This is a genomic window from Microbacterium sp. oral taxon 186 str. F0373, from assembly GCF_000411455.1.
In the GTDB taxonomy this organism is placed as follows: domain Bacteria; phylum Actinomycetota; class Actinomycetes; order Actinomycetales; family Microbacteriaceae; genus Microbacterium.
In genome coordinates, this window is the sequence record NZ_KE150457.1 from 249,952 (window position 1) to 263,414 (window position 13,463).

Here is a 13,463-nt window from a genome sequence, read left to right on the forward strand (position 1 = left end):
ATCACACCACCGCGCCGGCGCGATAGCCGACGCCGCGCACCGTCATGACGATCCGCGGGTTGTCGGGATCGATCTCGACCTTCGCGCGCAGCCGCTGCACGTGCACATTCACGAGACGGGTGTCGGCCTTGTAGTGGTAGCCCCAGACCTGCTCGAGCAGCATTTCGCGCGAGAACACCTGCTGCGGTTTCGAGGCGAGCGCCACGAGCAACTCGAACTCCAGCGGGGTGAGCGCGATGACCTCGCTCCCCCGGCGCACCTCATGGGCGGCGACGTCGACGATGACGTCGCCGATGCGCAGATCGCCGCCGGTCGCCTCGGCGGCGGGACGAAGCCGCGTGCGGATCCGCGCCACGAGCTCTTTCGGGTTGAACGGCTTGACGATGTAGTCGTCGGCGCCCGACTCGAGCCCGCGGACGACGTCGGCCGTATCGGTGCGCGCGGTGAGCATGATGATCGGAACGCCCGATTCGGAGCGGATGCGCGTGCAGATCTCGATGCCGTCCATGCCGGGCAGCATCAGGTCCAAGAGCACGAGGTCGGGCCGCTCCTCCCGCCACATCTCGACGGCGGCGGTGCCGTCGGCGCAGAACAGCGGTTCGAAGCCCTCGGTGCGCAGCACGATACCGATCATCTCGGCGAGCGCGATGTCGTCGTCGACAACGAGGATGCGGGAAGTCATATGGCCTGATTCGTCCTTCGGGTGGGCCGGATGCCGCGGCGCGGCAGGGCGCAACAACACAGTATCCGACGTGTCTGGGTTGAGACCGCGTGCCGCGCAGGACGACGCCGGGGCCCCTTCCGATCGGAAGGGGCCCCGGCGTCGTGTGGATGCGTGCTCAGCGGTGGAGGTCGAAGCGGTCCAGCTCGGTGACCTTGGTCCACGCGGCGACGAAATCGCGGACGAACTTCTCGGTCGCGTCGTCCGAGGCGTACACCTCGGCAAGCGCGCGCAGCTCGGAGTTCGAGCTGAAGAGCAGATCGACGCGCGTGCCGACGCCGACCTTCTCGCCCGAGCCGTCCTTGACCCCCGCGAAGGCGTGGGAGCCGGGGTCCAGCGGCGTCCACGTCGTCCCGAGGTCGAGCAGATTCACGAAGAAGTCGTTCGAGAGCACCCCGACCCGGTCCGTGAACACGCCGTACGGCGAACCGTCCCAGTTCGCGCCCAGCACACGCAGGCCTCCGACCAGGACGGTCATCTCCGGAGCCGTGAGGGTGAGGAGGTTCGCCTTGTCGATGAGGTGGTACTCCGCGGGCATCGGGGCCAGCGGACCCTGGTAGTTGCGGAAGCCATCGGCCGCGGGCTCCAGGTAGGCGAAGGACTCGACGTCGGTCTGCTGCTCCGAGGCGTCGGTGCGTCCCGCGTGGAACGGCACGTCCACCGCGACGCCCGCATCGGCCGCCGCCTTCTCGACGGCGGCATTGCCCGCGATGACGATCAGGTCGGCGAGGGAGACGTCGATACCGGCCTGGGCGGCATCCGTCTTGATACCGCCGAGCACGCCGAGCACCCGGTGCAGCTGGGCGGGGTTGTTGACCTCCCAGTCCTTCTGCGGCGCGAGGCGGATGCGTGCGCCGTTGACGCCCCCGCGCTTGTCACTGCCGCGGAAGGAGGATGCCGCCGCCCACGTCGTCGCGACCAGTTCGGAGACCGTCAGGCCGGACGCGAGCACGCGCGCCTTCAGGTCGGCGACCTGCGTGCCATCCAGCCCGGTGCCGGTCGGCGCCGGAACCGGGTCCTGCCACAGGAGCTCCTCAGCCGGCACCTCCGGTCCGAGGTAGCGCGTGACGGGTCCCATGTCACGGTGCGTCAGCTTGAACCATGCGCGCGCGAAGGCGTCCGCGAAGGCATCCGGGTCGTCCCGGAAGGTCCGCGAGATCCTGTCGTACTCCGGGTCCATGCGCAGGGCGAGGTCGCTGGTGAGCATGCGCGGCTCGCGCTTGCCGTCGCTGTGGGCCAGGGGCACCATGTCGGCGCCCTGACCGCCCTTCGGCCGCCACTGGTGGGCACCGGCGGGACTCTTCATGAGCTCCCACTCGTACGCGTACAGAATGTGGAAGAACTCGTTGTCCCAGCGCGTCGGGTGGTAGGTCCACGTGACCTCCAGACCCGAGGTGATCGTGTCGTCGCCGCGTCCGGTGCCGTGGTTGTTCTTCCAGCCGAGGCCCTGAGCCTCCAGGCCCGCAGCCTCCGGGTTGTCGTCGAGGTTGTCGTCGGATGCCGCGCCGTGCGTCTTTCCGAACGTGTGGCCGCCCGCGATCAGCGCGACGGTCTCCTCGTCGTTCATCGCCATGCGACCGAACGTCTCACGGATGTCGCGGGCGGAGGCCAGCGGGTCGGGATTGCCGTTCGGTCCTTCCGGGTTGACGTAGATGAGGCCCATCTGCACGGCCGCGAGGGGCTTGTCCAGCTCGCGGTCTCCGGAGTAGCGCTCGTCGCCCAGCCAGGTGGTCTCGGGACCCCAGTACACGTCGTCATCGGGCTCCCAGACGTCGGCGCGGCCGCCGGCGAAGCCGAACGTGCGGAAACCCATCGACTCCAGCGCGACGTTGCCGGCGAGGATCATGAGGTCGGCCCAGGAGATCGACTGGCCGTACTTCTTCTTGACGGGCCAGAGCAGTCGGCGCGCCTTGTCGAGGTTGACGTTGTCGGGCCAGCTGTTCAACGGTGCGAATCGCTGCTGACCGGCGCCGCCGCCGCCGCGACCGTCGGTCACCCGGTACGTGCCGGCCGAGTGCCACGCCATGCGGATCATCAGCGGTCCGTAGTGGCCGAAGTCGGCGGGCCACCAGTCCTGGCTGGTGGTGAGCAGCTCTTCGATGTCCTTCTTGACGGCCGCCAGGTCGAGCGACTCGAAGGCGGCGGCGTAGTCGAAGTCCGCGTCCAGAGGGTTACGCACCTGGGGGTTCTTGGCGAGGATCTTGAGGTTGAGCTGGTTGGGCCACCAGACCCGGTTGGCCGACCCGCTCGTCGGGTGCGGCTGCGCGTGGATGACCGGGCAGGTCGCGGCCTCCTCGGCGTACGCCTCGTCGGTGTCGGTGACGGTGACGGACTGGTCGATGTCGGTCGCGTCAGCGCCGATGCCGGCGCTGGTCGGGTCCTGGTCTGTCATGATGTTCCTTCCGTGAGGGGTGGGGTGGCGGCTCGTGCGCACGCGGGGCACACGCCCCAGTACGTCACCTCCGCCGTGGTGAGGATGAAGCCGTGGCTGTCGGAGGGCTCGAGACACGGCGCCGCGCCGATGGCGCAGTCCACGTCGACGACCGCGCCGCACGAGGTGCACACGAGGTGATGGTGGTTATCACTGACCCGCAGCTCGAAGAGCATCGGCCGGCCCGCCGGCTCGATGCGGCGTACGAGCCCCGCATCGGCGAAATCACCCAACGCGTTGTACACCGATTGGCGGCTCGCACGCGGCATCCGCTCCACGATCGCGAGGAAGACGTCCTCCGCGCTGGCGTGCGCGTGCGTTCGCAGCGTGTCGTAGACCGCTGCACGCGAATCCGTGACCTTCAGCCCTGCCGCCCGCAGCGCCGCCGCGGCGTCGGCGGCGTCTGCGCCGTGCGCGGGTGTTGCGAGCGAGGCCATGCCTCCACCTTACCTAGTTTTGAAGAAATCAAAACAAAAGCGGGGTGAACATTCGCTGTGCCGCACCTATGGATCGCCTGCACCCGGTCCGGGGAACATCGACCGTCAGTAGCGGTAGTGCTCCAGCTTGTAGGGCCCCTCCACGGGAACACCGATGTACGCGGCCTGCTCCGGCGTGAGCTCGGTGAGCTGAACACCGAGCGCCGCCAGATGCAGTCGCGCCACCTTCTCATCCAGGATCTTCGGCAGCACGTACACGCCGACGGGATACTGCTCCCGCTTCGTGTACAGCTCGATCTGGGCCAGCACCTGGTTGGTGAACGACGCGCTCATCACGAAGGAGGGATGCCCGGTAGCGTTGCCGAGGTTCATCAGTCGCCCCTCGCTCATGACCAGGATGCTGCGCGGCGCACGGTCGTCACCGCCCGGCAGCCGGTACTCGTGCACCTGCGGCTTGATCTCGATCTTCTCGACACCCGGGATCGCTTCGAGCCCGGCGATGTCGATCTCGTCGTCGAAGTGTCCGACGTTGCCGACGATGGCAAGGTGTTTGAGGTTCTGAAGGTGATCCACCGTGACCACCCGGGTGTTCCCCGTGCCCGTGATGAGGATGTCGACATCGCCGATGACCGACTCCAAGCGGGCGACCTGGAAACCGTCCATCGCCGCCTGCAGCGCGCAGATGGGGTCGACCTCCCCGATGATCACGCGGGCGCCCTGACCGCGGAGCGCCTCGGCCGCTCCCTTGCCGACATCGCCGTAGCCGACGACGTAGGCGACCTTGCCGCCGATGAGCACGTCGGTGGCGCGGTTGAGACCGTCCGGAAGCGAGTGGCGGATGCCGTACTTGTTGTCGAATTTGCTCTTGGTGACCGAGTCGTTGACATTGATGGCCGGAAACAGCAGCGTCCCGGCTGCGGCGAGTTCGTACAACCGGTGCACGCCGGTGGTGGTCTCCTCGGTGACGCCGATGATCTGCGCCGCCATCCGCGTGAAGCGCTGCGGGTCGCGGGCGAGGCTCGCGCGGAGCGTGTCGAGGACGATGCGGTACTCGTGCGAGTCGGACGGGGATGCCGCGGGCACCGCGCCCGCCTTCTCGAACTCGACGCCCTTGTGCACCAGCAGGGTCGCGTCGCCGCCGTCGTCGAGGATGAGGTTGGGCCCGTCGAAGCCCTCGGCCGACCAGTCGAAGATGCGATCGGCCAGCTGCCAGTACTCCTCGAGCGTCTCACCCTTGAACGCGAAGACCGGAACTCCGGCCGGCTGGTCCACGGTGCCGTGCGGGCCGACCGCGACCGCGGCGGCCGCCTCGTCCTGCGTCGAGAAGATGTTGCAGCTGGCCCAGCGCACCTGCGCACCCAGAGCCACGAGCGTCTCGATGAGCACGGCGGTCTGCACGGTCATGTGCAGCGAGCCGGCGATGCGGGCACCGGCCAGCGGCTGGAGGGGACCGAACTCCTCGCGCAGTGCCATCAGGCCGGGCATCTCGTTCTCGGCGAGGCGCAGCTGATGACGACCCGCCTCGGCGAGGCTCAGGTCGGCGACGACGAAGTCATGAATGCGGGCGGGGGCGGCAGTGGTCGGCATCCGCCCATTCTCGCACCCTCGTCCTGACGCCGGCCGAGCCTCAGACGCGCAGCGTCTCGTGGCGGACGACGACCCACCCCTTGGGCACCGACAGGCGGTCGGTGTGGATGGCGCAGAGGTCGTGCGCGTGCGGGTCGGTCGCTGCGCCGAGCGGGCCGAGGGCGGCCATCTGATCGCCGTAGTCGTAGGTCAGGGTCGTCACGGCCTCGCGGGCACAGCCCACCTTCGAACACAGTCGGGTACGCATCGTCCTCACGCTACCGGCGGCGGCGCACGAGGCGTGGGATGCCGCGCCGCCGCGGGACGCATCGCCGACCCGGGCGGGGAACGCTGACCTAGACTCGGAACATGATGAGGCGGCGCGCGAGCACTCCCCCGCGGGTGCGGCCGTCCCGCCACGGACGCCACGGTCGGGAGGACCGCAGTCCCGTGGTGCGGCCGCCGCTTCCGGCGCAGGAGACGCGCGAGGAACGTTTCGACTTCGTCGTCGGCACGGCGGCGGAGTTCCTGCGCAGCGCCTGGCCGGAGCTGCGAGAGGTCCGCTTCGAGGTGGCGGCCATGCCACCGGCATCCGATGAGGACGGCATCCCGCGGTGGACGGTCTCGACCGAAGAGCGGCGCATCGTGCTGTACCGCCTGCCGATCGAACGGCTCGGGAGCCTGCATCGTGAGGACGAGCTGCACCGGCGCATGGCCATCGAGGGCTGCGTCTTCCGCGCGGCCGCGCAGTACCTGGACCGCGACCCGTGGGATCTCGGGCCGGAGCGGTTCCGCTTTCTCTGAGCGTTCCGCACCGACGGGCGGTGTCGGGGGCCCTCAGCGGGGGTAGACGGTGACCGCCGACGCCGCCGCCGCGCTCGGCGCGACGGGGTAGCCGGCGATAGCGCCGGCACCGGCGTACGTGATGGCAGCGCGGACACTTCCCGTTCCCGGATCGAGGCGGTAGACGTCCCCGGCCTGCACAGAGACGGTGACGGCGCCGCCACCCGGCACAGAGATATCGGTCTTCGCGCCGGTACCGGATGCCGCCGTGAGCACGACCGTCTGGGGCTCGCCTGTCGACGAGACGATGGTCATCGTCGGCGCCGCTCCCGCGGCGACGGCGACGAGCGCGGGCGCGGAGATCGCGTCGGCGGCGACGAACCAGCCGAAGTCGCTTCCGGCTGCGAAGCCGGACGTGGCCCAGGCGGCGCCTGTCACCGGGGCCGTCGCGCTCACCCGCACCGCGTAGGTGCCGGTGGCGAGTCCGCCCAGATCGAGTTTGAGGGGCACCCCTGCCTTCAGGGGGACCGTCTGCGGGGCACCCACTGCCGCACCGTCGCGCACGATGGTGACGGTCGCCTGGGCGTCGGCGCCCGGGGAGAGCAGCCGCAGCGACGTCGGGACGTTGCTCTCGCCGGCGCCGCCCTGCGTCGTCACGACGGGAACACCCGGGATCACGAGATCCGTGTCGGGGACGGCGGCGGCGCCGACCTGATCGACGCCGCCGGCCACGAGAACGCGCGTGAGGCTGGTCTGCAGCGCGGCGCGGATGGGGGCTTGGGCCGACGTCACGCGCAGCACCGGGTTGTCCTCGCGCAGGGCGAGGGAGGCGAGGGGGATGATCCGCTGTGTGCCGGCGGCGACCACGATCGCGTTGCCCGCGACGGGCACGGCGCCGCCGGAGGCGCCGTACACGGTGATCGTGACGCGCGCCGCGACCACGCCCGGGTTTTCGAGGACGACCAGATCGGAGGCGCCCGTCCCCCCGGAGCCGCCGACGAGCCACGACTCCATCTCGGGCCGGGCGCAGGAGGACGCGGCGAACCCGCTGAGATCGTCCGCGCTCACCTGCGCCGAGGTCGCTGCAGCGATCTCGGCGGGCTGTCCGCCCACCGGAGCGGCCCGCAGCGCGGTCGGGCCCGTTCCCCCGGTCACGTCGGGGGCCGCCAGGGTGGAGGTCGCGGCATCCGTCGGGGTCGCCTTCGACAGCGCGGCGGAGGTCAGCGCGGCCGGGGCGGCATCGGTGAGCTGCGCGGCGCGGGTCGCATCGCGCCCCGGGGCCAGGACGGGACCGACGCACGTCGCGATCGATGCCGTCGCCGGCGCGTGCGCGGCGATCGAGAGGGCGGAGTCGTCGGTGTGCGTGGGAAGCGGCAGCGCGACCAATGCCACGCCGGCCGCCACCGCGGCTGCCGTGATGACGGTGCCGACGGCGACCCGCACGGTCGTGAGGCGACGAAGGCCGGGCAGGCGGGTGCTCATCGGAGTCCTCCTCCGGACGCGCGCCGCGCGCCGATGACGCGCGGGCGACGACGGTTCAGCCGCAGGGAGCGCCGGGTGGGCAGAGCGAGCAGCAGGGCGATCAGGACGACCCCGATCTGCACCGCGGCGGTGCGGGCGTTGTCGACCGCCGATGTCGCCACGCGATCCGTGACCGGGGCGGTGACCCGCCACAGCTTGCCCTTCGCGGTGTCGCCGACGATCTCGAGATCCTGACGCTGATCGAGGGCGGTCTCGGCCGCGATGCGCACCGCACGCGCCGCGTCGCTCTCACCCTCGGCGGTGCCGCCGAGGAGCACGAACGCGACCCCGTGCGCCCCCAGACGCGCGACCGCGTCGCCCGAGGGCACGGCGATGAGCTCGGCCGTCAGCTCCGCGGCTTCGGCGTCACCGGCGTCGGTGGAAGAGCGCGCCGAGCGCAGGGTGCTCTGCCCGCCCAGGGCCGAGGTCTCCCCCCAGACGACATCCGTGACGACGGATCCGTCGGCCGCGGCGGTGAGCACGAAGGTGGCGTTGCCCAACCCCGATCGCCCCTCCGCCTCGACGTAGGCCGGCAGAGTGCTGCTCGGGCCGTTCGTGACGGCCGACGTGCCCCGAGGCAGCGCCGTAATCACAGGGACCGCACTGACCGCGAGGGCGGTCATGACCAGGGCGGCGAGCGGTCCACGGAGTCGGGGGGGCGCCGGCAACGCGTCGATCGTCAACGCTGCCGATCCCAGCAGGGCGATCCAGTACAGGCTGAGGGCGGCGCCCGGCCAGACCGCGATGGCGGTCCCGGCATCCGAGGTGACGACGATGCCGATGACCGCGACCGCCGTCGCGAGGGCGCTGAGCGCGATCATGAGGACGATCGCGGCCGACACCGTGCGCGACACGATGGGGGCGGCCACCGCGAGCACGATCACGGGCACGACGAGCAGGAACGGCCACGGCCCCGCGCCGTCGACGAGCTGGCCCCACTCCGAACCGCCCGCGGTGGGGAATCCGAGCGCGAGGGCGACACGGCGGGCGAGATCGGTCGACTCCCCCGACGGCAGGGGCACGCCGGGGTCGGCGATCAGGGCCCACGGCTCGCCGGAGGTGAGACGACGCCAGATCATCGGCGCCCAGACGATCACCGACGGAACGAGCAGCCAGACGACGCGCGCGAGGCCTCGCCCCCGACCGAGCGCCGCCGTCAGCACGATCGCCACGAGCCACAGCACGATGAGCGCCGGAGCCAGCGACGGGGCGCTGGCGAGCACCGCGACAGCGATCACCGATCCCATGCCTGCCGCCGTCCACGAGCGGTGCGCCGCGACCGCTGTCCACAGCAGCCAGGGAAGCAGGAGGTGTGCGATGACGACGGTCGGCCGTCCCGACGCCAGGGCGTCGAGCAGGCTCGGCGCGAGCGCGTAGCCCACGGCCACGACGGCGCGGGCGAGCGCGTTGTCGGTCAGACGCGTGGCGGCGAACCAGGCGCCCAGGGCGGACAGGGGGATCGCCAGCACCCAGACGACGACGAGCACGCGAGAGGGCGCGGCGGGCCAGAGCGAGCCGAGCACGGCGACGACCGCACTGAACGGGTCGGCCGGCCCCTGCGTGTCCCAGCCGAGGGGCCGGGCCCCGGATGCCGCGTCGGCCCAGAGCTGGCCGACGGTCGCCCGCAGCGGCGCAAGGCCTCCCCCGCCGAGCACCGGCCAGGCGAGCAGGGACAGGAAGGCGAGGACCGAGACGAGCAGGGCGCCGAGGATGATCCAGGCACCGCCCCCGGAGAAGAAGTGCAGTTCACCGCGCGCGGTGCCGTCGATGATCACGTCGTCGTCGAGACGCTGACGCAGCTCGACCCGACTGACCCGCAGCGGTGCCAGCTGCGCCCATGAGACGCGGCGGCCGGCACGGATGCCGCGGCGTGCGCGGGCGACGGCGGCGGGACGCAGCAGCACCGTCAGCGTGGCGCCCCATTCCGGACCGATCATCGACGGACGCTTGCCGAGGAGCAGGGCGACCGAGCGGAGGACCGCCAGCGGCAGCAGGGAGAGCCAGTGCAGCGGGACGGCGACCGCCGGCGCGTACACGAGTCGGCGGTGCAGTTGCGCCGTGCGCAGGCCGTAGGCCCGACGCACCCCGACCGGCTCGAAGCGGTCGCCGAGGGTCGGCGGGTCGGTGCGATCGGGGTCTGCGATGGCGACGAAAGCCTGGGGCGCGAGGACGACACGGCCGCCGCGCAGACGCGCGCGCACACCGAGGTCGAGGCCTTCGTCCGCACCCGCCAGCGCCGAATCGAGACCGTCGAGCGCGCGCCACGCGTCGGTGCGCACCAGGATGCCGCGCACATCCGAGCCGAGAACGTCCTCGCTGGCGTCATGCTGACCCTGATCGTGCTCCCCGTCGGCGAGACCGACGGCGCGGCCGCCCCGCGTCATCGACACACCGAGCGACACGATCCGGTCGTTGTCGTCGGCGCGGACGAGTTTCGGCGCGGCGATCGCGACCGAGGGCGCGGTCTCGAGAGCACCCATGAGGCGAACGAGCGCATCGGGCGCGGGGGTGGTGTCCTGGTCGAGCACCCACACGGCATCCCCACCGAGTCGCCTGCTCGCCAGTGCGAGGGCGTCGGCGAAGGATGTTCCGCGATCGGCGGTGATGACGGCTTCGGCGGCGGACTCCCCCGCGATGCGCTGAAGCTCGCGATCGGTCGCGTGTGGGCCGCACAGCACGATGGTGAGCGCGTCCACCGGGCGCGCCTGGGCCGCGAGCGCGGAAAGGACGCGGTCGAGACGGATGTCGGTGGCCACGCGCGCATCGGGGCGCACGACCAGCAGTGCGTGAACTCGGGCGGGCATGACGTCGTCAGCCTAGGCGGGAGCCGGCGCAGAGCGCGGACGTCGCCCGCGAGTCTCGTGATCGGTCACGCCGCCGAAGCGGCCGCCGCGATCAGGCGCGACGCTTGAGCTTGCGGCGCTCGCGTTCGCTGAGTCCGCCCCAGATGCCGAAGCGCTCGTCGTTCTGCAGGGCGTACTCGAGGCACTCGCCGCGCACGTCGCACGAGGTGCAGATGCGCTTCGCGTCGCGGGTCGACCCACCCTTCTCCGGGAAGAAGGCCTCGGGGTCGGTCTGCGCACACAGAGCGTCGGCCTGCCAGGCGAGAGCAGTGTCCTCGTCGGCGACGGACGGGCGACGCACTCCCGGCACGCCCAGATTGACCGGGTCGACGAACCAGTTGTCGGGGACGCCGGAGCGGTAACCCGTCATATCGTTCTCCCCACGTTTTCCCGATGCGCCGATGCGCGTGTTGGAATAATTACACCCTTGTCATTCGCCGCGGTCAAGTCGCAGATCGTAAACCCTCAACGCGGGATTGAACCTTCACGCACGACCGTCGGCGTGTCGCGGCCTCGCCGCACTCACGGATGCCGGTGGGTCAGGAGCCCGGCTGGGCGAGGAAGAGCTCGCCCGTGCCGGAGACCTCGACGGCGTCTTCATCGGCGATGTGCACGGCCGCGCCGGGGCGGAGCGCCGCCGTCCCCGAGGCCGCCCGGACGACGAGCTCGCCGTCGGTGCACAGTGCGATCGCGGGGCCGTGCACCGCGACGCGAACGGTGTCGCCGGCGACGGTGACACGCTCGAGGAGGAAATCGTCCACGGGGGTGTCGTAGACGTCGACCCCGTCGGCGAGGCGGCGAGGGCGGATGACGGGAGCCGGGGCGGGAGTCGCGTCCAGCACGTGCAGCAGCTCCGGGACGTCCACGTGCTTGGGGGTGAGGCCTCCCCGCATGACGTTGTCGCTCGCGGCCATCAGCTCGACGCCCAGGCCCGACTGGTAGGCGTGCAGCACGCCCGCCGGCGCGAACAGCCCCTCGCCGCGGCGGAGGGTCACGAGGTTCATCAGGAGGGCCACGATCAGCCCGCCATCGCCCGGGAAGTCGGATGCCGCGGCGCGCAGCACCGCGATCTCATCGGCGAACTCCGCCCGCTGCGCCGTGGCCGCGGCATCGAGAGCCGTGGCCACGGATTGCACCGTCGCGGCATCCGCCTCGCCGAGCGCCCAGGCGAGCACGTCGCGCAGCGCACGCTCGGCGGCGGGACCGTCGTCGTCGACGTCGAGGCGGTGCTGCAGCTGCGCGACGCCCGCGGGGACCTCGTCGCCGGCCGCGGCCAGCACCGACAGGAAGCGACGTGTCGCGGCGAGAGGCCGGAGCCCGACGAGCGCACGGAACTCGTCGCTCAGGGCGACGATGATCTCCGGCTTGTGGTTGTCGTCGCGATAGAGACGGTCGGCGGCGTCGCGCGCCACGCCGGCCCGCTCCTCCCGCGCGAAGCCCTCCTGGGCCTGCGCGCGCGTCGGGTGGGCCTGGATGGACAGCGAGGATGCGGCGGCGAGAAGCTTCAGCAGGAACGGCAGGGCGGGGCGTCCCGCCTCGGCGAGGGCCACGTCGAGTGTGCGTCCGTCGGACGTCAGCGACGGGCAGCCCGGGTGGTCGCCGTACCAGATCTCGGCTTCGGGAGCCCCCGTCGGCTCGCGTCCTTCGAGGGCGGGGATGAGGGTCGGGGAACCCCAGGAGTAGTCGCGAGGATCGTTGGAGATCGGCGTCAGCATGCCCCCAGCCTAGGACCGCCGCCGCGCTACTCTGATCAGACCATGGCCGTCCACACGAAGCATCCGGTCGCGGCGCCGCCGACCGCGCCGATCCGCGCGACGTCGGGCCACCTGCTGCTGCGGGGATGGTGCATCTTCGTCCTCGCCGCAGCCCTCGCGGGGCCCGCCTGGCCTCTTGCTCTCGGCATCCCGGGCACCGCCGTCCTCGTCGTCGCCGCCGGCGTCGTCTCGGCGTCGGTGTGGGCGGTGCTGCGTCCGCCGGTGCAATGGCGTCGGCTGCCGTGGTTCGCGCTCGCCTATGGGCTGTGGGCCGTGTGCTCGCTGCTGTGGACGACGCATCTCGCCGCGACGGCCGCGACCCTCGTCCTGCTGCTGGTGACGACCGTGCAGGCCGTCTTCGTCGGGGCGGTGCTCACGTGGCGTGAGCTGGTGCGGGCGATGGCGTCGGCACTCAAATGGGTGCTCGGACTGTCGCTCCTGTTCGAGCTCTGGGTGTCCGTGGTCTGGCGGGGCGTGCTGCTTGCCGGTTTCGCGCGGCCCGACGGCGGCGGGGCCGACGGGGCCGTCGTCTGGTCACACGATCAGCTGCTGAGCGGCGGGCGGATCCAGGGCATCGTGGGCGATGCCACGGCGCTGGCGTTCCTCGCGCTGCTCGGCATGGTCGTGTTCGCCGTCCGCTTCGCCTCACGTGCGCCGCGGCGCACGCTGCTGGCGGGGTGGTTCGCGCTGTCGGCGTTCCTCTTCTTCCGCGCGGGCTCCGCCCTCGGGTGGCTCGGCGCCGCGGCGGTCGTCCTGGTGCTGGCGACGGTGCTGGTCATGCGGACCACGAAGCGCGCCGGCGAGCGCACCCGGTATTATCTGGTCTACGCCCTGGTCGCCGCGGCCGGCATTCTCGCCGTGTGGTTCGGGCGGAGCCAGATCTTCGCCTTCCTCGGCCGCAGCACCGACCTCGACGGGCGCGAAGGGACATGGGCGCTGATCACGGCGAAGGCGCTCGAGCGTCCGGTGCAAGGGTGGGGTTTCGCGACGCCGTGGCCACCGCGAGACGCGGCATCCGCCCCGTGGATCGCCGACGTCGACCCGGCCCTCACCCAGGCGCACAGCGTGTGGCTCGACGTCTTCGTCCAGCTCGGGCTCGTCGGCATGGTGCTCCTGGCCCTGACCTTCTTCGCGTACGTCTGGCGCTCCTGGTTCTTCGCCGTCGACCGACCGCGCTGGGACCTCGTCGCCGACCGGCCCTACTCCCCCGTGACGCTCGTACCGACGCTGACCGGCGCGGTGCTGCTCGTGCAGGGCGTCGCCGACTCCGGTCCGATCGTCGCCGGCGGCTGGCTGCTGATCGTCATGCTCGCGTTCAAGATCAAGCAGGCACCGCTGCTCGGACGCGGAGCCTCGGAAGAGCGGCTGGTCGGCGAGCAGGGCGAGACGGAGCGTGTGCCGCGCTGA

11 protein-coding genes are annotated in these 13,463 nt (G+C 71.5%); 2 read left to right on the forward strand and 9 right to left on the reverse strand.

Annotation, left to right across the window (positions count from 1 at the left end):
* Position 1: 1 nt before the first annotated feature.
* From mtrA to HMPREF1529_RS01195, 5 genes are all read right to left on the reverse strand, one after another.
* On the reverse strand, positions 2 to 682 hold the full coding sequence (gene mtrA / locus HMPREF1529_RS01175; protein WP_005048291.1) for an MtrAB system response regulator MtrA: 681 nt from the start codon (positions 680 to 682) through the stop codon (positions 2 to 4).
* 157 nt (positions 683 to 839) lie between these two features.
* A complete protein-coding gene (katG, locus tag HMPREF1529_RS01180; RefSeq protein ID WP_016463364.1) occupies positions 840 to 3,113 on the reverse strand; it encodes a catalase/peroxidase HPI in 2,274 nt (757 codons plus the stop codon).
* Positions 3,110 to 3,589, reverse strand: a complete 480-nt coding sequence (locus tag HMPREF1529_RS01185) for a Fur family transcriptional regulator (protein WP_016463365.1) — start codon at positions 3,587 to 3,589, stop codon at positions 3,110 to 3,112. Before HMPREF1529_RS01185 ends, katG begins: the two co-directional genes overlap by 4 nt.
* Before the next feature lie 105 nt (positions 3,590 to 3,694).
* Positions 3,695 to 5,176: an adenosylhomocysteinase gene (ahcY, locus tag HMPREF1529_RS01190; RefSeq protein ID WP_016463366.1), complete on the reverse strand. Its 1,482-nt coding sequence runs from the start codon at positions 5,174 to 5,176 to the stop codon at positions 3,695 to 3,697.
* A 40-nt stretch (positions 5,177 to 5,216) separates the two neighbouring features.
* Positions 5,217 to 5,423: a DUF3499 family protein gene (locus HMPREF1529_RS01195; protein WP_005048283.1), complete on the reverse strand. Its 207-nt coding sequence runs from the start codon at positions 5,421 to 5,423 to the stop codon at positions 5,217 to 5,219.
* Between the two features lie 101 nt (positions 5,424 to 5,524).
* Here HMPREF1529_RS01195 and HMPREF1529_RS01200 point away from each other — a divergent pair, with 101 nt between their 5' ends.
* Complete coding sequence (locus tag HMPREF1529_RS01200) at positions 5,525 to 5,959, forward strand: metallopeptidase family protein (protein ID WP_036282608.1); 435 nt, start codon at positions 5,525 to 5,527, stop codon at positions 5,957 to 5,959.
* A 33-nt stretch (positions 5,960 to 5,992) separates the two neighbouring features.
* Here the strand turns inward: HMPREF1529_RS01200 and HMPREF1529_RS01205 are convergent, their stop codons facing one another.
* The 4 genes from HMPREF1529_RS01205 to manA all read right to left on the reverse strand — a co-directional run bounded on the left by HMPREF1529_RS01205 (position 5,993) and on the right by manA (position 12,017).
* The gene (locus tag HMPREF1529_RS01205) at positions 5,993 to 7,420 is read right to left on the reverse strand and encodes a DUF5719 family protein (protein WP_016463368.1); all 1,428 of its coding nucleotides are present in this window, start codon (positions 7,418 to 7,420) and stop codon (positions 5,993 to 5,995) included.
* Positions 7,417 to 10,263 carry a glycosyltransferase gene (locus HMPREF1529_RS01210; RefSeq protein WP_016463369.1) on the reverse strand — a complete coding sequence of 949 codons (2,847 nt, stop codon included), beginning with the start codon at positions 10,261 to 10,263 and terminating at the stop codon, positions 7,417 to 7,419. Before HMPREF1529_RS01210 ends, HMPREF1529_RS01205 begins: the two co-directional genes overlap by 4 nt.
* Before the next feature lie 91 nt (positions 10,264 to 10,354).
* Positions 10,355 to 10,672 carry a WhiB family transcriptional regulator gene (locus tag HMPREF1529_RS01215; RefSeq protein WP_005048276.1) on the reverse strand — a complete coding sequence of 106 codons (318 nt, stop codon included), beginning with the start codon at positions 10,670 to 10,672 and terminating at the stop codon, positions 10,355 to 10,357.
* Positions 10,673 to 10,841: 169 nt separating this feature from the next.
* Positions 10,842 to 12,017, reverse strand: coding sequence for a mannose-6-phosphate isomerase, class I (gene manA / locus HMPREF1529_RS01220; protein WP_016463370.1), 1,176 nt, complete (start codon positions 12,015 to 12,017; stop codon positions 10,842 to 10,844).
* Positions 12,018 to 12,059: 42 nt separating this feature from the next.
* On the opposite strand from manA, the gene HMPREF1529_RS01225 reads away from it, so the two are divergent.
* On the forward strand, positions 12,060 to 13,463 hold the full coding sequence (locus HMPREF1529_RS01225; RefSeq protein WP_016463371.1) for an O-antigen ligase family protein: 1,404 nt from the start codon (positions 12,060 to 12,062) through the stop codon (positions 13,461 to 13,463).

Coding starts and splice junctions, on each gene's coding strand:
- mtrA (WP_005048291.1), bottom strand. CDS start 682: ATGACTTCCCGCATCCTCGTTGTCGACGACGACATCGCGCTCGCCGAG.
- katG (WP_016463364.1), bottom strand. CDS start 3,113: ATGACAGACCAGGACCCGACCAGCGCCGGCATCGGCGCTGACGCGACC.
- HMPREF1529_RS01185 (WP_016463365.1), bottom strand. CDS start 3,589: ATGGCCTCGCTCGCAACACCCGCGCACGGCGCAGACGCCGCCGACGCC.
- ahcY (WP_016463366.1), bottom strand. CDS start 5,176: ATGCCGACCACTGCCGCCCCCGCCCGCATTCATGACTTCGTCGTCGCC.
- HMPREF1529_RS01195 (WP_005048283.1), bottom strand. CDS start 5,423: ATGCGTACCCGACTGTGTTCGAAGGTGGGCTGTGCCCGCGAGGCCGTG.
- HMPREF1529_RS01200 (WP_036282608.1), top strand. CDS start 5,525: ATGATGAGGCGGCGCGCGAGCACTCCCCCGCGGGTGCGGCCGTCCCGC.
- HMPREF1529_RS01205 (WP_016463368.1), bottom strand. CDS start 7,420: ATGAGCACCCGCCTGCCCGGCCTTCGTCGCCTCACGACCGTGCGGGTC.
- HMPREF1529_RS01210 (WP_016463369.1), bottom strand. CDS start 10,263: ATGCCCGCCCGAGTTCACGCACTGCTGGTCGTGCGCCCCGATGCGCGC.
- HMPREF1529_RS01215 (WP_005048276.1), bottom strand. CDS start 10,672: ATGACGGGTTACCGCTCCGGCGTCCCCGACAACTGGTTCGTCGACCCG.
- manA (WP_016463370.1), bottom strand. CDS start 12,017: ATGCTGACGCCGATCTCCAACGATCCTCGCGACTACTCCTGGGGTTCC.
- HMPREF1529_RS01225 (WP_016463371.1), top strand. CDS start 12,060: ATGGCCGTCCACACGAAGCATCCGGTCGCGGCGCCGCCGACCGCGCCG.